This is a genomic window from Pseudomonas sp. WJP1 (genome assembly GCF_028471945.1).
Taxonomy (GTDB): Bacteria; Pseudomonadota; Gammaproteobacteria; order Pseudomonadales; family Pseudomonadaceae; genus Aquipseudomonas.
On the sequence record NZ_CP110128.1, the window covers coordinates 2,994,164 to 3,011,146 of the forward strand.

The window sequence follows — 16,983 nt, forward strand, 5'->3', positions numbered from 1 at the left end:
GTTCCCTCAATGAGATTACCGCCATGACCTTCGTCAAAGCCGCCGCCGTACAAATCAGCCCCGTGCTCTACAGCCGAGAAGGCACCGTCAATAAAGTCGTCGAGAAGATTCTCGAGCTCGGCGGGCAGGGCGTGCAGTTGGCCGTGTTTCCGGAAACCATCGTGCCGTACTACCCGTATTTCTCCTTCGTCCAGGCGCCCTTTGCCATGGGCGCTGAACATCTCAAGCTGCTGGACCAGGCCGTGACGGTACCGTCGGCGGCGACCGATGCCATCGGCGCCGCGGCCAGGGAGGCCGGCATGGTCGTGTCCATCGGTGTCAACGAACGAGATGGCGGTACGTTGTACAACACCCAGTTGCTGTTCGACGCCGACGGCACACTGATCCAGAGCCGTCGCAAGATCTCCCCGACCTACCATGAACGCATGATCTGGGGCATGGGCGATGGTTCTGGCCTGCGCGCCACCGACAGTGCGGTCGGGCGCATCGGCCAACTGGCGTGCTGGGAGCATTACAACCCGCTGGCCCGTTACGCGTTGATGGCCGATGGCGAGCAGATCCACGCCTCGATGTACCCCGGCTCGTTCGCAGGACCGTTGTTCGCCTCGCAGATGGAAGTCAGCATTCGTCAGCACGCCCTGGAAGCGGCCTGCTTCGTGGTCAACTCCACCGCCTGGCTCAACCCTGAGCAACAGGCGCAGATCATGGCCGACACCGGTTGCCCGATCGGTCCGATCTCCGGCGGTTGCTACACGGCAATCATCAGCCCGGACGGCGTGGTGCTGGGAGCGTTGACCGAGGGTGAAGGCGAGGTGATCGTCGACCTCGACATGAGCCTGATCGACAAGCGCAAGCGCATGATGGATTCGCGCGGCCACTACAGCCGCCCGGAACTGCTGAGCCTGCTGATCGACCGCACCCCGCATGCCCATGTGCATGAGCGCAATGAGCATCCGCAACTGGCGGGGATTGAGGCGGTGGAAGAATTGCTTCGATAATTTGCAGGCAAAAGGAAGGGGACCTCATTGAGGTCCCCTTTTGTTTGATTGGTTAAGGGTTTCGTTTCAGTGCCGATTGCGGCGCCAGAAAAACCGGGCCAGCAACGCATCGAGGCTGAACTTACCAGGGCCCGAAAGCAGCAGCGGCACAAGGGCGGCGAGGTAGATCAGCGGCAGCTTGAAGTTACCGAAGCCTTTGTTGCTGATGGAGTAACCCTGGGCCAGTTCGCTCAAGGTCGACCAGTCGGCCGGCCAGTGCACCGCGGCGGTCGCCACGATGGTCACCACGATCAGGCTGATCGCCGAGAACCGCGTGGCCAGGCCCACCAGCAGGGCGAGCGCGCAGATCAGCTCGACCCACATCGACAATTCCCAGTTCAGCGTGGCAGGAAGGTGGTTGAACGGAAACAGGAAGCGGTCCTGGATGTCGGCGAACCAGTTTTCGCCATTGAATTTTTCCAGGCCCGACTCGAAGAATTCCCAGGCGAGGAACACCCTCAAGGTCAGTGGCGCGATCCAACTGCCGGCACGGTCAAGGTTCAGGTGCAGGCCTTTCACGGCCGATGAAATAGTGGCGTTCATGGTTGATCTCCTTCAAGGCAGGGATGTCGGACCGGGGTGTGCCCGTTGGGACGTATTTCATCAACCGGGTGTATCTGCGGTGTGTCGTTGGCGCGGGGATTTGAAGGCCTGATGTGTCAGGGGCGGGGCTGTACACACTTTGATACGTAGCGAAGGCAACACCCCCCTGTAGGAGCGAGCCTGCTCGCGATAGCGGTCTGATAGTCACATTGATGTCGACTGGAAAGACCTCATCGCGAGCAGGCTCGCTCCCACAGGGGATGTACCTGGTGCGGGATCAGAGCGGCATCGCCAGAATCCTGCTGCGCAGATGCTCCAGCGTCTCGTCATCGAGCACCGTGGTCAGTTCCAGGCCTTCTTTGGCCTGATACAGATTCATTGCATCGCGGGTCTGTTTGCCGACGATGCCGTCAATCGTGCCGGGGTGCCAGCCCAGGTACGTCAGGTAGGTTTGCGCGGTGCGAATCCTGAGGTCGGGCGTGCCGCCGTAGGAGAACTTTTGATACGCGGCACTGAGCCGCAAGTCGTAGTTGTTGATGGCGTAGTTGGGGCCGTTGTAACGACGGGCGAAGTTTGCCCAGTCCTTGGCCCGTAGCGCGGCGATGGAACCGCCACCGATCAACGTGCCGACCGTACACAGCAGTTGTTCGTTCTCGGACAGGACCATGCGCTTGACCATCGACTCGACGTTCGCAGAACCTGTGGAGGCGAAATTGAACCCCATGATCTGGCCCAGCCCCCAGGACGTGCTTTGCAGCGCCGCATTGCGGTTCAGCTCAATCGCCTGGTTGAGCCGGTCGTACTGGTGGTCCCCCGACGCACCATAGTTGCCAGGGCTTTTGCTGCTGATATCGGGGTGTTGTGCGTCAAACTTCTGCTGGGTCAAGCGGCTGAAGACGTGACGCTCGAAAAGGATTTTCGGACGGCGATCGGAAAAGAATCCGTTGCCGGAGGTTTCTACTGCCAGAACAGCCCACAGTTGTGCAGCGCTGACTTTGGCCAGGTCCAGGGCATTTTCCAGACCTTCGTCGTCAAGGGCTGCGCCATGGCTTCTGAATTTATCGCTCATGACGGCCTCCTTCGAAACAGCAAACGCGAGGGGTACGCTTTAAGCGTAGGTGCGCCAGGCCGGCACCGGCGGGATTGCGATCATCGGTGCAGGGGGGGGGGGGCGGATGACGCTCGGCGGCTTTTGCTATACATTTTCAGCCCGCCCATTGCATGGTGATACCGCTTCATGTCTCTTGCGCTCGAACGTCTAGTCGCTGGCACGCCGATCCCTTTTGCCGGTAATCGTGTCACTGTGGTCAGCCCCGAACTGGCGGCACGCTTTGCGCCTGGTGACCACCTGTTGGTGGAGCAGGTCAGCGGCGAACTGTTGCTGATCCCGGTGGCTGACCAGCAAGCGGCAGCGCTGGCAATCGAACGCGCGGAAGCGGCGTTCAAGGCGATGACGACGGTGTCGGACCAGGCCATCAGCGCCTTCTTCGATGTGTTCGCCCAACGCCTGGAGACGCCTGAGTGCTGGGCCTTGATCGAGGCCGCCAACCAGGCCGACATCGAACGGGCCAAGGCCCGCGGTCGTTCGACCACGCGTTTGCTGGCGGATGAACGCATGCGTCGCGACATGATTGCCGGCCTGCGCGCCTGGCGCGATGCGTCGGCCACCCGCGGCAAAGTGATCAGTTGCGTCGAGCACGATGGCTGGAAAGTCGAGCAAGTGGTCTCGCCGCTGGGCATCGTCGCGTTCGTCTTCGAGGGCCGGCCGAACGTCTTCGCCGATGCCGCCGGTGTGTTGCGCACCGGTAACACTGCGGTGCTGCGCATTGGCAGCGATGCGTTGGGCACGGCACAGGCCATTGTCACTCACGCACTGAACCCGGCACTGAGCGAGACTGGATTGCCAACCGGTGCGGTGTCGTTGGTGGAAAGCGTCAATCACGCCGCCGGTTGGGCGATGTTCGCCGACCGACGACTGTCGCTGGCCGTGGCTCGTGGTTCGGGGCGCGCCGTCAGTCAATTGGGCAGTATCGCGCAACAGGCCGGCACCGCCGTCAGCCTGCATGGCACCGGCGGTGCCTGGTTGATCGCCGACACCGACGCCGATGCCACGCGCTTCGCCGCCGTGGTGCGCAACTCCCTCGACCGCAAGGTCTGCAACACCCTCAACGTCTGCCTGATCCAGCGCGATCGCGCCGCCGAACTGGTGCCGCTGTTTCTCGACGCGCTGCAACAGGCAGGCAAGGCACGCGGCCAGGGCTGCAAGTTGCACATCGTGGAGGGCAGCGAAGCGTTCCTGCCGGCCGTTTGGCAAAGCGCAACCGTCGAGGTCTACCGCGCCGAAGGTTACCGCACCGAAGCACTGGCCGAGCCCTTGCCGGAAGATCAATTGGGTCGCGAGTGGGAGTGGGAAGAAACCCCGGAAGTCAGCCTGAAGATCGTCGACGACCTGGACAGCGCCATCGCCTTGTTCAACCGCTACAGCCCGCAATTCACCGTGTCGCTGCTCAGTGAAGAGGCGGCGATCCAGGAGCGCTTCTACAACGCGGTCAACGCGCCCTTTGTCGGCAACGGGATTACCCGTTGGGTCGATGGCCAGTACGCACTCGACAAGCCGGAACTGGGCTTGTCGAACTGGGAAAATGGGCGCCTGTTTGCGCGTAGCGCGATTCTCTCGGGCGATGGCGTGTTTACCATTCGTAGTCGCATGACCCAGGTTGATCTGTCGGTCAAACGCTAAAAATCTTGCGCAGCGGCTGCCCGGGCGGTCGCTGCGGTCAAGCTCAGGCAGCCTCGACGGCTTTGCCATGCACGGCGCAAGTCGTCGGGTGCTCGGCCAGCGACACGAACGTGCGGCTGCCGGCATCCAGGGCATCGATCGAGCCGGTCTCGATGTCATACACCCATCCATGCAGGTTCAACAGGCCTTTCTCCTGGGCCAGGCGCACGCTCGGGTGGGTCTGGATGTTGGCCAGTTGCGCGATGACGTTCTCACGCACCATCGAACTGACTTTGGCCGCCTCATCCGCGTGGGGTCGCGATTCGTTGATCACCTTGGCCGACTCGGCGTGTTGCAACCAGCCGCTGACGGCGGGCAGGTGGTCCATGCATTTGCACTTGGCCACCGCCGTCATCGCACCGCAGTCGGAATGCCCGCAGATCACGATGTCGGTCACGCCCAGCACGGCGACCGCGTATTCCACCGTGGCCGACACACCGCCCGGATGGGGGCTGTAGGAGGGCACGATGTTGCCGGCGTTACGGATGACGAACAGCTCGCCGGGTTCTTGCTGGGTCAGCAGTTCCGGCACGACACGGCTGTCGGAACAGGTGATGAACAAGGTGCCGGGGTGTTGCGTGGTGGCCAGGTGTTTGAACAGGTCGGTGCGTTGCGGAAAGACGTCCTTCTGGAACTTCAGGAAACCATCGATGAGCGCTTGCATGTTTGCGTCCTCAGGGGTGAGTCGGGTGTGGCCCGCGGCACAGCGCGGGCCGGTATCCACTTAAAAAGGGCGCAGCGGCAGGAACTTGCCGTCGAGGGTGATCACGGCGCGGTGACCGCCTTCCGGGTCTTCGACTTTCTTCATGTCCAGCTTGAAGTTGATCGCGCTGATGATGCCGTCGCCGAACTGTTCATGGACCAGGGCCTTCAACGTCGTGCCGTAGATCTGGATCATTTCGTAGAAGCGGTAGATGGTCGGGTCGGTCGGGATACCCGAGAGGCTGCCGCGCAGCGGAATGATCTGCAGGCGAGCGATGGCGTCGGCGTCCAGGTCAAGTTTCCCGCCAATCACCTTGGCGGCACTTTCCGGCAGCGGGTGCTGGCCGAGCAGGGCAGCGGTGACGTAGGCCAGGCCAAGGCCGGTGCCTTCAGCCAGGTCCTGCCAGGACAGGTTTTTACGTGCCTTGGCATCCAGTACTTCAGTGGTCAGGGCCAGGCTGGGATCGTTGTAGGCGTGGGACTGTTGCATGGTTTTTCTCCTGTTGCAGTGTGATGTTTCGGGGGTGAAGCCATCTTCTGCCGATCAACCCATAGCGTCCAAGACCGATATACAATGCAATGTATAAGTGCTGCCTATAGAGGGTGATCCCGTGCTGCTGCGTCATCTGCGTTATTTGCTGGCCGTCGCCGACCACGGCGGCTTCACCCGCGCCGCCGAGGCGCTGCACGTTTCCCAACCGACCCTGTCGCAACAGATCCGGCAACTGGAGGAAACCCTCGGCGTCAACCTGTTCGACCGCACCTCGCGCACGGTCAAGCCCACTGACGCGGGCGAGGCCTATATCGAATGCGCCCGCCGGGTCCTGGTGGAACTTGAGGCGGGCAAGCGGGCGCTGCATGACGTGAAGGACCTGTCCCGTGGCACCTTGCGCCTGGCCATGACGCCCACCTTCATGGCCTATCTGGCAGGGCCGTTAGTGCGCGATTACGTGGCGCGGTACCCGAACATCCATCTGCAGATTTTCGAGTTGTCGATGGCCGACATCGAGGCGGGGCTGGCGGATGATTCGCTGGACATCGCGATTGCGTTCGATCAGGTGAGAAATGCCGACATCGAATCGATCCCGGCGTTTACCGAAACCCTGGGGCTGATGGTGGGCAGGGCTCACCCCCTGTATGAAAGCCAGGCTGCGTTGAGCGCACAAGAAATGGCACAGTTGGAGTTTGCGCTGTTGACCGCGGACTTCATCACCCGTACCTGCATTGATGAGTACTTCGTCACCGCGCAGATCACGCCCAAGGTGCTCATTGAGGTCAACTCGGTCAACACCTTGCTGGAAGTCATACAGCACACCGCCATTGCCACGATCCTCCCGGAACCTATTGCCACTTCAGAGCGTGCGTTGCGCAGGATTCCGTTGGTGGGTGAGGGGCCCAAACGCGGGGCAGCGCTGCTTCGACGCAAGAACAATTATCACAGTGCGGCGTCGGTGGCGTTCATGGATCTGCTGTTGGGAACTGAGTTCTCATGAGCACCCCGTAACCACTGTAGGAGTGAGCCTGCTCGCGATGACGGACTTACATTCAACAAATTTGGCGCCTGGCACTCCGCTATCGCGAGCAGGCTCACTCCTACAGTGGTTAATTGGGGGGCAGGAAAGGCATTAAAAAAGGGCCTGCTCTTATCCGGAGCAGGCCCTTTCTTGTATTGAGGTACTAATTAATCAGTAGAACCGGTCAATCACCCGAACTTCGTTCTGGTTCTGCAGCGAGTCCCAGGCCTGTTTCAGCGTTTGCAGGACATTACCGATGAAGTCCTTGTCGGCGGCGGCTTTCTTGCCGACATAGCCATGGCCGCGACGGTACATTTTCAGTCGGGCGAGCAGGTTCTGGTTGTTCTGGTCGAACTCTGCTTCATGGGCATGCGGCGACAGGCAGTCGATATGCACCTGGCCCGATTTGCTGATCCACAGGATATGGCTGTCGTGGCTGTCTTTTTGCGCCGCGAACATACGAGCCAGTTCTTCGATAGTAGGTTGATTGTTCAGGTTCATGATAAAGCCCCCTTGACCATTTGGTGATCTTTCAAAGTTGATTCGCTAATACAAGTAGCCCATCGGTTAGTTGATCCCTGGCACCGAAACCAGGACGTCAGCAGTCGTCCGCCGAAATCGGCGGGGTACCGCGTCTGTTGCATGTAGTCGTGTTGAATAACTGCTACGCAATAGCGTCACAACGAAGAGAAGCGGCGATAACCTTTGGCCCCTGCCGACGTTTTGAGGGTCGGCCACAAGCATCATGAGGATGGATCGCCAGCGCTTCTCGTCCTTGTACTGGACGTTCAGGCCAGGTCAGCTTCTTCAATCTGCCTTGTGGGCAGCGTGTATCCGGAAAAAACAGCTCGGCGGTCAGACGAGCTTGCTCAAGCGTGTTGCTACTCCCGATCGGGGAGACGTCTGCATCATGCAAGGGCAAATCGAAGGCGTCAACGGTTTTGTAGTGAATATTTTTAGACACTACATATTGTCCGACAAAGCTGTTTTGGAATTAGAAAGGGAGGGGTGCAGGCGGGTATGTGCGTCTACACCTGGGAGCTGGTTTGTCAGCGATGGCGGTCTGACAGCCAAGCCGTCGCTCGTGGATGTACCCGATCAACTGTAGGAGCCAGGCTTGCCGGCGAAGGCGTCCTCGAATACTGCATCGCGCGTTCGGGTCTCTTCGCCGGCGAGCCGGGCTCCTGCAATGGCTGGCGCAGGGTAATCTCTGGTGTCGAGCGCCGTCAGGCTACGAAGGCCGATACCTGGGCGAGGTTGTTGTCCTGGGCTGCGGCGATGAGGTGCAGAGGGATATGCGGTTGCTCGACGGGGGAGGGAATTTCAATGCTTCCTACAATGTGCGGTTGTCGGTCACTCAGTCCGGTCGACTCCTGTTCCTTTGCCTTAGCCATTCTCGCGTGGTTCGCTGCGATTTCGTTGAGAGTTGACACGTTACATCTCCGGTGACTGACCAAGCGTATTGCTGGAGTCCTTTAGCGTTGATTGGATGGCCATCGCGTCAGTTTTATGTCGTTCGCTCTGGCTAACGCGGGCCGGTGCAATCCCCAAGCCAGAGAAGGCTGGGTTTACCAGGGTCGATTTCATTTGCGACGAAAGGTTATGGGCGAGGCCTGTGGTCGGGTTAAAACACCTTGCCAAGCGTTTCGCCTTACTTTGTCCCCAGTCTGAACGGGCGATTAGTGAGTCTGGTATCGTAGCGGTGACATTCGGTCACCAGTGACCTGTCACTAACAACGATAGTCGTTTTTTGTGCCGTGTTAGACCGGTCGTCGGCGAGATCGCAAAAAGATGGCAATTGGCCGCAGCGTCATCTTTTTGTCGCCTATGTGTGCGATCTTGCGGGGTCGCCGCGCAGATCCCTGGCCGACGAACTGCACTTCTGCTCTTTCGATATGTGGCCAGTGCGGGCACAATGCGCATCCTTTTTTTGGCTGGCCTTGCCGGAGGCCTCGAAATGATCAAAACGCCGTACTACCTCATCGACAAGCAAAAGCTGCTGGGCAACATGGAAAAGATTGCCTACGTGCGCGAGCAGTCCGGGGCCAAGGCCCTGCTGGCACTCAAGTGCTTCGCCACCTGGTCGGTGTTCGACCTGATGCAGCAGTACATGGACGGCACCACGTCGTCGTCGCTGTACGAGCTCAAGCTCGGCCGGCAGAAGTTCGCGGGCGAGACTCACGCCTACAGCGTCGCCTGGGCCGATGACGAAATCGAGGAGATGCTCGACAACTGCGACAAGATCATCTTCAACTCCATCGGCCAGCTACAGCGCTACACTGAAGCATCTGAAGGCAAGGTCCGTGGATTGCGGGTCAACCCGCAGGTGAGCAGCTCCGATTACCTGCTGGCCGACCCGGCACGGCCGTTCAGCCGCCTGGGTGAGTGGGATCCGGAAAAGATCGAGCAGGTCATCGAGCAGATTTCCGGCTTCATGTTCCACAACAACTGCGAGAACGGCGATTTCGGCCTGTTCGATGCAATGTTGTGCACCATCGAAGAGCGTTTCGGCCATCTGCTGCACAAGGTCGAGTGGGTCAGCCTGGGTGGCGGTATCCACTTCACCGGCGAAGGCTACGCGCTGGATGAGTTCTGCGCGCGCCTCAAGGCGTTCTCGCAAAAGTACGGCGTACAGGTTTACCTGGAGCCGGGCGAAGCGGCCATCACCCAGAGTGCGTCGCTGGAAGTCACCGTGCTTGACACCCTCTACAACGGCAAGCACCTGGCGGTCGTGGACAGCTCCATCGAAGCGCACATGCTCGACCTGCTGATCTACCGCCTGAATGCCAAGCTGGCCCCGAGCGAGGGTGAGCACACCTACATGGTGTGCGGCAAATCCTGCCTGGCCGGCGACATTTTCGGTGAATACCAGTTCGATCGCCCGCTGGCCATCGGTGACCGCCTGTCGTTCGTCGACGCTGCGGGCTACACCATGGTCAAGAAGAACTGGTTCAACGGGCTGAAAATGCCGTCCATCGTAGTGAAACAACTCGACGGTAGTGTCGAGGTGGTTCGTGAGTTCGGTTACAACGACTATATGTCCAGCCTCTCGTAAGCTGGCTGAGAAGGAGAGAGAGAAAAATTGAAGAAGAACGTACTTATCATTGGTGCAGGAGGTGTCGCCAAGGTGGTGGCCCACAAGTGCGCGCAGCACAACGACGAACTCGGTCGTATTGCTATCGCGTCGCGCAACATCTCCAAATGCCAGGCCATCATCGACAGCGTCAAGGCCAAGGGCAGCCTCAAACAGCCCGCTGAAATCAAGGCATTCACCCTCAATGCCCTGGACGTCGAGGCGACCAAGACGCTGATTCGCGAAACCGAATCGCAGATCGTCATCAACGTCGGTTCCGCTTTCCTCAACATGTCGGTGCTGCGTGCCTGCATCGATACCGGCGTGGCCTACCTGGACACCGCCATTCACGAAGAGCCGGGCAAGATCTGCGAGACGCCGCCCTGGTATGGCAACTACGAGTGGAAGCACCTCGAGGAATGCCAGCAGAAGAACGTCACCGCCATCCTCGGCGTGGGCTTCGACCCGGGTGTGGTCAATGCCTATGCGGCACTGGCCCAGCAACAGTATTTCGACCGCATTGATTCGATCGACATTCTCGACGTCAATGCCGGTTCCCATGGCAAATATTTCGCCACCAATTTCGATCCGGAAATCAATTTCCGCGAGTTCACCGGGCAGGTGTGGAGCTGGCAGGACAGCCAGTGGACCAGCAACACCATGTTCGAAGTCAAGCGCACCGACGACCTGCCGGTAGTCGGTTCGCAGAACCTGTACCTGACCGGTCACGATGAAGTGCACTCGCTGTCGAAGAACCTCGGCGTGCCCAACGTGCGTTTCTGGATGAGCTTCGGCGAGCACTACATCAATGTGTTCACCGTGCTCAAGAACCTCGGCCTGCTCTCCGAGCAACCGGTCAAGACCGCCGAGGGCCTGGAAGTCGTGCCACTCAAGGTGGTCAAGGCCGTGCTGCCTGATCCAAGCTCGCTGGCACCGGGCTACACCGGCAAGACCTGCATCGGTGACCTGGTCAAGGGCACCAAGGACGGCCAGCCGCGCGAAGTGTTCATCTACAACGTAGCGGACCACGAGGAAGCCTTTGCCGAAACCGACAGCCAGGGCATTTCCTATACCGCCGGTGTTCCACCGGTGGCTGCAGCCCTGCTGGTAGCCCGCGGCGAATGGGACGTGCAGCGCATGGTCAACGTCGAGGAGCTGCCAGCCGAGCCGTTCCTCAAGGCGCTGGACGTGATGGGCCTGCCGACCCGCATCAAGGACGAGCACGGCGACCGTGCCTGGGACTGCAAAGCCTGAGGCTTGCACACCTGTGATGCAAAAAAAAACGCCGCTCATTGAGCGGCGTTTTTGTGTGTGCCAGGTTGTTGGGTTCGATCAGTGGCGATCCAGCCACACCGTCTGCGCATTGCAGAATTCGCGCACGCCGAAGTGCGACAGCTCGCGACCGAATCCGCTTTTCTTCACGCCACCGAAGGTCACGCGCGGGTCACTGGCGCAGTAGCCGTTGATGAATACCCCGCCGGTTTCCAGTTCACTGGCCATCTGCTCAGCCAGCTCGACATTGCCGGTGTAGACGGTGGCCGCCAGGCCGAACTCACTGTCGTTCGCCAGTTCCAGCGCATGCGCGGCGTCGCGGGCGGTAATGATCGAAGCGACCGGGCCAAACAGTTCCTGTTTGAATGAAGTCATCTGGTCAGTGACACCGGCCAGCACCGTAGGCTCATAGAAGTTGCCCGAGCCTTGGGCCTTCATGCCACCCAGCAACAAGCTCGCGCCTTCCTCCAGGGTGTCACGCACCTGTTGATCCAGTTCATCGCGCAGATCGAAGCGGGCCATCGGGCCGATGTACGTCTCGGCGGACAGTGGATCGCCGACCACCAGTTTGCGCGTGGCCTCGACAAACCGCCGGGTGAATTCTTCGACTATTCCTTGCTCGACGATCAGCCGCTTGGCCGCCGCACAGACCTGCCCGGTGTTCTGGTAACGACCGATCACGGCCGCTTTGACGGCGTCGTCGAGGTTGGCATCATTGAGCACGATGAACGGATCGGAACCGCCCAGCTCCAGCACGCACTTCTTCAGCGCCGCGCCAGCCTGGGCGCCGATTGCCATGCCGGCTCGCACGCTGCCGGTCAGGGTGACAGCGGCGATGCGCGGGTCGGCAATCGCCGTGGAAACACCGTCCGGAGTGACGTTGATGACCTCGAAGACGCCTTCGGCAAAGCCCGCCTGCTTGAAGGCATCCAGCAGCAGGTAGGCGCTGCCCATGACGTTTGGCGCGTGCTTGAGCACGTAGGTGTTGCCAGCAAGTAGCGTCGGCACCGCACCGCGCAGCACTTGCCAGATCGGGAAGTTCCACGGCATGACCGCGAGAATCGGCCCCAGCGGGCGATATTCGATGCGTGCCTTGCCGCCTTCGACCAGGGTCGGTTCAGCGCTCAACATGGCGGGGCCGTGTTCGGCATACCAGGCGCAGAGCTGCGCACATTTTTCAATTTCACCGCGGGCCTGGGCGATCGGCTTGCCCATTTCAAGGGTGATCATGGTGGCCATGGCTTGTGCGTTGTCGCGCAAGGCTTGGCCCAGGGCAATCAAGCGCTGTGCGCGTTGTGCAAGAGGTACGCGGCGCCAGGCACGGTACCCGCTGGCGGAACGCGACAGGGCGGCGTCCAGTGCCGCTGCGGATTCGAAAGGGTAGTGGCCGATCTGTTCACCGGTGGCCGGGTTGATCGAAATGGCGTGGGTAAGGCTGGATATGTTGGTCATGGCACCGTCCTGCGGGTAGGAATGCGCTCAGGTTACGGTGCTGTATGTTTTCTTGAAACTGAATAATAATGAGCGTCTTGTTCACGTTTGGAGAATGATGTGGATCTGGTTCAGCTCGAGATTTTCAAGGCTGTCGCCGAGCACGGCAGCATCAGCGTGGCCGCGCAGCACATCCATCGGGTGCCTTCGAACCTGACCACGCGGATCAAGCAACTGGAACAGGATTTGGGCGTCGACCTGTTCATCCGCGAAAAAAGCCGCCTGCGCCTTTCGCCGGCCGGCTGGAGTTTCCTCGACTACGCCCGGCGGATTCTCGACCTGGTCCAGGAAGCCCGCGCCACGGTAGCCGGTGAAGAACCCCAGGGCACATTTCCCCTGGGATCGCTGGAGAGCACCGCGGCGGTGCGGATTCCCGAACTGTTGGCGGCCTATAACCAGCAGTACGCCAAGGTCGAACTGGACCTGTCCACCGGACCTTCCGGGACCATGATCGACGGGGTGCTGGCAGGCCGCCTGACCGCCGCGTTTGTCGATGGCCCGGTGCTGCACCCGGCGCTGGAGGGCGTGCCGGCATTCGAAGAAGAAATGGTGCTGATTGCGCCACTCAACCACAGCCCGATCCATCGCGCGCAGGACGTGAACGGCGAAAACATCTATGCCTTCCGCTCCAACTGCTCGTACCGCCACCACTTCGAAAGCTGGTTCACCAAGGACGCGGCAGTGCCGGGCAAGATCTTTGAAATGGAGTCCTATCACGGCATGCTCGCCTGCGTCAGCGCGGGCGCCGGCCTGGCCCTGATGCCTCGCAGCATGCTGCAGAGCATGCCCGGCTGCAGCACGGTCAGCGTATGGCCGTTGTCCGAGTCCTTCCGTTATTTGCGCACCTGGCTGGTATGGCGCAGGGGCACGGTGTCGCAGAGCCTGACCATGTTCGTGCGCTTGCTGGAGGAGCGCTGTGAAGCAATAAATCAGGTGAGTAGAGGGGAGGGGGCATAGCGCCGGTTCAGGCGCTAGTTGTCCTCAATGTTATCGATGTGCTTGAAGCGTTCGATCAGAAAGTCGATCAGGCAGCGCACTCTCGCCGATAAATGCAGCTGTTGCGGATAGACCGCATACACGTCCGCGCGGGTGGGGGTCTGGTCTTCCAGCACCAGGCGCAAGCGGCCGCTGCGCACATAACGTGCGATGTCCCATTCGGCCCGCAGCAATATGCCAAAGCCATCCAGCGCCCAGTTCAGCGCCACCTCGCCATCGTTGCAACCCAAGGCGCCATGCACCTTGATGTTGTCCTTTCGCCCGCCGTTGTTGAAGCTCCAGACCCCATAGGGTGACTCATTCTGGCGGATGAAAATGCAGTTGTGATCCTGCAACTCGGCGAGCTTTTTTGGCGTGCCGTATTTTTCCAGGTAGAGCGGCGAGGCACACAACAGGCGGCGGTTGGAGGCGATCTTGCGCGCATGGAAGGCGGCGTCCGGCAGGGTGCCGAAACGTATGCCCAAATCGAATCCGTGGGTCGCCAGATCCAGCGGGTGGTCGCTGATTTCCAGCTGTATCTCCACCTCTGGGTATTGCGCGAAGAACGCCGCCAGGGCAGGGCCGATGTAGCGCCGGCCAAAGCCCAGGGAGGCATTGACCCGGATCAGCCCCTTGGGGGTGGCGCGGCTGCTGCTGACCAACTGCTCAAGCTCGTTGATCTGGGTGAGGATCCGCGCGGCGTGGGAGAAATACAGCTCGCCTTCCGATGTCAGGCTCATCGACCGCGTGGTGCGATTGACCAGGCGTGTGCCGAGCCGTGCCTCAAGGGCGGTCAGGCGTTTGCTCACGGCCGGCGGCGTGACACCCAGCTCTCGGGCTGTGGCTGCCAGGCTGCCTTTGTTGGCCAGCAGGTAGAAAAAAGACAAATCCAGGGTCTGGTCCATTCGTAACTCAAATTCATCTATGTAGTTATTTTTGGTAACTCACGCTCATTTACTCACTACATATACTCCGCTCACCCCCTGATTGAACACCCCGTTCAACAGGCACAACAAAAACGTGAAGAGAGTGGAGTTAACGATGAGCGCATACAAAATTGCTGCGGTTCCAGGTGACGGCATCGGTGTTGAAGTGATCGCAGCGGGTGTCGAGGTGCTGCAGGCCCTGTCGAAAAAGTCCGGCTTCGAACTGGATTTCAAACACTTCGACTGGAACTCGGACAACTACCTGAAAAACGGTTACTACATCCCCGAAGGCGGGCTGGAAGAACTGAAAACCTTCGACGCGATTTTCTTCGGCGCCGTCGGTGCGCTCAACGTACCTGACCATATTTCCCTGTGGGGCCTGCGCCTGCCGATCTGCCAGGGCTTCGATCAATACGCCAACGTGCGTCCGGCGCGCGTGCTGCCGGGGGTGAAAAGCCCGCTGCACAACGGCGACCAGATCGACTGGGTGGTGGTGCGTGAAAACTCCGAGGGCGAATACTCCGGCAACGGCGGTCGCGTGCACCGGGGCTTGCCGGAAGAAGTCGCCACCGAGGTCTCGGTATTCACCCGTGCCGGGGTGGAGCGCATCCATCGCTTCGCTTTCGAACTGGCGCAAAGCCGGCCACGCAAGCACCTGACCATGGTCACCAAGTCCAACGCCCAGCGTCATGGCATGGTGTTGTGGGACGAGATCTTCTACGAGGTTGCCAAGGACTTCCCAGACGTGAAGATCGACAAGGAACTGGTGGATGCAGTGACCACGCGCATGGTGCTCAAGCCGTCGACACTGGACGTGATCGTCGCCACCAACCTGCACGCCGATATCCTCTCCGACCTGGCGGCCGCGCTGTCCGGCAGCCTGGGCATCGCGCCGACCGCCAACCTCAACCCTTCGCGCAAATTCCCCTCGATGTTCGAACCGATCCACGGCTCGGCCTTCGACATCACCGGCAAAGGGGTCGCCAACCCGATCGCGACCTTCTGGACGGCGGCGATGATGCTCGAACACCTGGGCGAACCCGCTGCGGCCAAGCAGCTGATGTCGGCCATCGAAGCCGTGACTGAAAGCGGCCTGCATACCCCGGACCTGGGCGGTACCGCCACCACCCGACAGATCACCGAGGCCATCATCGCCTTGATCAACCGCTGATATTTTCCAGCGATTCAAAGAGTACTGCGGCACAACGCCGAGGGGCGGACCACTGGGTCCGACTCCTCGGCATTTCCTGACAACAATAAAAAATCAGGGCCCTGTCATGAAAAGAATATTTGGCAAACTCTACGTACAAGTGCTCATCGCCGTCATTCTCGGCGCCATCGTCGGGGTGTTCATTCCCGAGACCGGCACTGCGCTCAAACCCTTGGGCGATGCGTTCATCAAACTGATCAAGATGCTCCTGGCCCCGGTGATCTTCCTGACCGTGGTCACCGGCATCGCCAAGATGGAGAACATGAAGGAGCTGGGGCGCGTCGGGTTTCGCGCGTTGATTTATTTCGAAGTGGTGTCCACCCTGGCCCTGGTGGTCGGGCTGGTGGTGGTCGATGTCTTCAAGCCTGGCGCCGGCATGAACATCGATGTCGCCACCCTCGACACTTCAAGCCTCGCCACCTATACCACCGCGGTCAAGCACGCCTCGTTCATGGACTTCATCATGAACATCATTCCCGACACCATTGTCGACGCCTTTGCCAAGGGCAATGTCCTGCAGATCCTGCTGTTCTCGATACTGCTCGGTGTCGCGCTGGCGTATGTGGGGCCACGCGGAAAAGTCTTCGTCGACACCCTCGATAGCCTGATGCAGGGCATGTTCCGCATCGTCAACATGGTCATGCGCCTGGCGCCCATCGGTGCCTTCGGCGCCATCGCGTTCACCATCGGCAAGTACGGCTTCGGCTCGCTGTTCTCCCTTGGCAAACTGATGGCCTGCGTCTACCTGACCTGCGCGGTGTTCGTGATCTTTGTGCTGGGGCCGATCTGCCGCTACAGCGGTTTCAGCCTGTGGAAGTTCCTCAAGTTCATCAAGGAAGAACTGTTCACCGTGCTCGGCACCAGCTCTTCGGAGTCGGTGTTGCCGCAGATGATCGCCAAGATGGAAAAGGCCGGCGTTTCCAAGCCCGTGGCCGGGATGATCATTCCCTCGGGCTTGACCTTCAACCCGGACGGCCAGGCGATTTACTACACCATCGCCGCGATCTTCATCGCCCAGGCCACCAACACACCACTGACCCTGACGGATCAGTTGATCGTGCTGGCGGTGTTGATGTTCACCTCCAAAGGCTCGGCGGGCGTCACCGGCTCAGGCTTCATCATCCTGGCGGCCACGCTCTCGTCACTCGGCACGATTCCGGTGGCGGGCATGGTGTTGCTGCTGGGGGTCGACCGGTTCATGTCGGAAGCGCGGGCGATCACCAACACCATCGGCAATGGCGTGGGCACCATGGCCATCGCCAAATGGGTCGGAGCGCTGGACACGGTAAAAATGCACAAGGCCCTCAATGGCGACGCCGAAGACAAAACGCCAGAGGCCGCGCCGGCAGAGAGTGCCGCCGTGGCGCCATCGTTAGCCATCAACCCTTTGCGCGCGAATATGGAGAAAGCCACGAGGGCGTAAGGGGCAGGGCGCTCAAGCCGGACGAATGCTGCAATCCC

Annotated in this window: 16 protein-coding genes; 8 read left to right on the forward strand and 8 right to left on the reverse strand. The window is 60.3% G+C overall.

The annotated features are described in order from the left end of the window. Positions 1–23 precede the first annotated feature (23 nt). Complete coding sequence (locus OH720_RS13645; protein ID WP_272606038.1) at positions 24–998, forward strand: Nit6803 family nitrilase; 975 nt, start codon at positions 24–26, stop codon at positions 996–998. A gap of 66 nt (positions 999–1,064) precedes the next feature. Here the strand turns inward: OH720_RS13645 and OH720_RS13650 are convergent, their stop codons facing one another. Next, positions 1,065–1,580, reverse strand: coding sequence for an HvfX family Cu-binding RiPP maturation protein (locus tag OH720_RS13650; RefSeq protein ID WP_272606039.1), 516 nt, complete (start codon positions 1,578–1,580; stop codon positions 1,065–1,067). Between the two features lie 277 nt (positions 1,581–1,857). After that, positions 1,858–2,649: an N-acetylmuramidase domain-containing protein gene (locus OH720_RS13655; protein ID WP_272606040.1), complete on the reverse strand. Its 792-nt coding sequence runs from the start codon at positions 2,647–2,649 to the stop codon at positions 1,858–1,860. 168 nt (positions 2,650–2,817) lie between these two features. On the opposite strand from OH720_RS13655, the gene OH720_RS13660 reads away from it, so the two are divergent. Beyond that, positions 2,818–4,320, forward strand: coding sequence for an aldehyde dehydrogenase family protein (locus OH720_RS13660; RefSeq protein ID WP_272606041.1), 1,503 nt, complete (start codon positions 2,818–2,820; stop codon positions 4,318–4,320). Between the two features lie 43 nt (positions 4,321–4,363). Here OH720_RS13660 and OH720_RS13665 read toward each other — a convergent pair whose 3' ends face one another. Together OH720_RS13665 and cynS are read right to left on the reverse strand one after the other, a co-directional pair. Beyond that, positions 4,364–5,023: a carbonic anhydrase gene (locus OH720_RS13665; protein WP_272606042.1), complete on the reverse strand. Its 660-nt coding sequence runs from the start codon at positions 5,021–5,023 to the stop codon at positions 4,364–4,366. A gap of 60 nt (positions 5,024–5,083) precedes the next feature. Continuing rightward, positions 5,084–5,551, reverse strand: coding sequence for a cyanase (cynS, locus tag OH720_RS13670; protein ID WP_272606043.1), 468 nt, complete (start codon positions 5,549–5,551; stop codon positions 5,084–5,086). 121 nt (positions 5,552–5,672) lie between these two features. Between cynS and cynR the strand changes: the two genes are divergently transcribed. Further along, positions 5,673–6,554: a transcriptional regulator CynR gene (gene cynR, locus OH720_RS13675; protein WP_272606044.1), complete on the forward strand. Its 882-nt coding sequence runs from the start codon at positions 5,673–5,675 to the stop codon at positions 6,552–6,554. A gap of 192 nt (positions 6,555–6,746) precedes the next feature. Here the strand turns inward: cynR and OH720_RS13680 are convergent, their stop codons facing one another. Both OH720_RS13680 and OH720_RS13685 read right to left on the reverse strand, forming a co-directional pair. Further along, positions 6,747–7,076: a hypothetical protein gene (locus OH720_RS13680; protein ID WP_180203389.1), complete on the reverse strand. Its 330-nt coding sequence runs from the start codon at positions 7,074–7,076 to the stop codon at positions 6,747–6,749. 725 nt (positions 7,077–7,801) lie between these two features. Then, positions 7,802–8,008 (reverse strand): hypothetical protein, encoded by a 207-nt coding sequence (locus OH720_RS13685; RefSeq protein ID WP_272606045.1) that lies wholly within the window; start codon positions 8,006–8,008, stop codon positions 7,802–7,804. Positions 8,009–8,532: 524 nt separating this feature from the next. Here OH720_RS13685 and nspC point away from each other — a divergent pair. Together nspC and OH720_RS13695 are read left to right on the forward strand one after the other, a co-directional pair. Then, positions 8,533–9,630, forward strand: a complete 1,098-nt coding sequence (gene nspC, locus OH720_RS13690) for a carboxynorspermidine decarboxylase (protein WP_008061669.1) — start codon at positions 8,533–8,535, stop codon at positions 9,628–9,630. Between the two features lie 27 nt (positions 9,631–9,657). Next, positions 9,658–10,902, forward strand: a complete 1,245-nt coding sequence (locus OH720_RS13695; protein WP_272606046.1) for a saccharopine dehydrogenase family protein — start codon at positions 9,658–9,660, stop codon at positions 10,900–10,902. Positions 10,903–10,980: 78 nt separating this feature from the next. Here OH720_RS13695 and OH720_RS13700 read toward each other — a convergent pair whose 3' ends face one another. Next, complete coding sequence (locus tag OH720_RS13700; protein ID WP_272606047.1) at positions 10,981–12,372, reverse strand: aldehyde dehydrogenase family protein; 1,392 nt, start codon at positions 12,370–12,372, stop codon at positions 10,981–10,983. Positions 12,373–12,471: 99 nt separating this feature from the next. On the opposite strand from OH720_RS13700, the gene ptrR reads away from it, so the two are divergent. Then, positions 12,472–13,368 carry a putrescine utilization regulator PtrR gene (gene ptrR / locus OH720_RS13705; RefSeq protein ID WP_272606048.1) on the forward strand — a complete coding sequence of 299 codons (897 nt, stop codon included), beginning with the start codon at positions 12,472–12,474 and terminating at the stop codon, positions 13,366–13,368. 14 nt (positions 13,369–13,382) lie between these two features. Here the strand turns inward: ptrR and OH720_RS13710 are convergent, their stop codons facing one another. Further along, a complete protein-coding gene (locus tag OH720_RS13710; RefSeq protein ID WP_272606049.1) occupies positions 13,383–14,291 on the reverse strand; it encodes a LysR family transcriptional regulator in 909 nt (302 codons plus the stop codon). Positions 14,292–14,427: 136 nt separating this feature from the next. Here OH720_RS13710 and OH720_RS13715 point away from each other — a divergent pair, with 136 nt between their 5' ends. Next, positions 14,428–15,483 carry a tartrate dehydrogenase gene (locus OH720_RS13715; protein ID WP_272606050.1) on the forward strand — a complete coding sequence of 352 codons (1,056 nt, stop codon included), beginning with the start codon at positions 14,428–14,430 and terminating at the stop codon, positions 15,481–15,483. Positions 15,484–15,589: 106 nt separating this feature from the next. Continuing rightward, complete coding sequence (locus OH720_RS13720) at positions 15,590–16,945, forward strand: dicarboxylate/amino acid:cation symporter (protein ID WP_272606051.1); 1,356 nt, start codon at positions 15,590–15,592, stop codon at positions 16,943–16,945. The last annotated feature ends 38 nt before the right edge of the window (positions 16,946–16,983 follow it).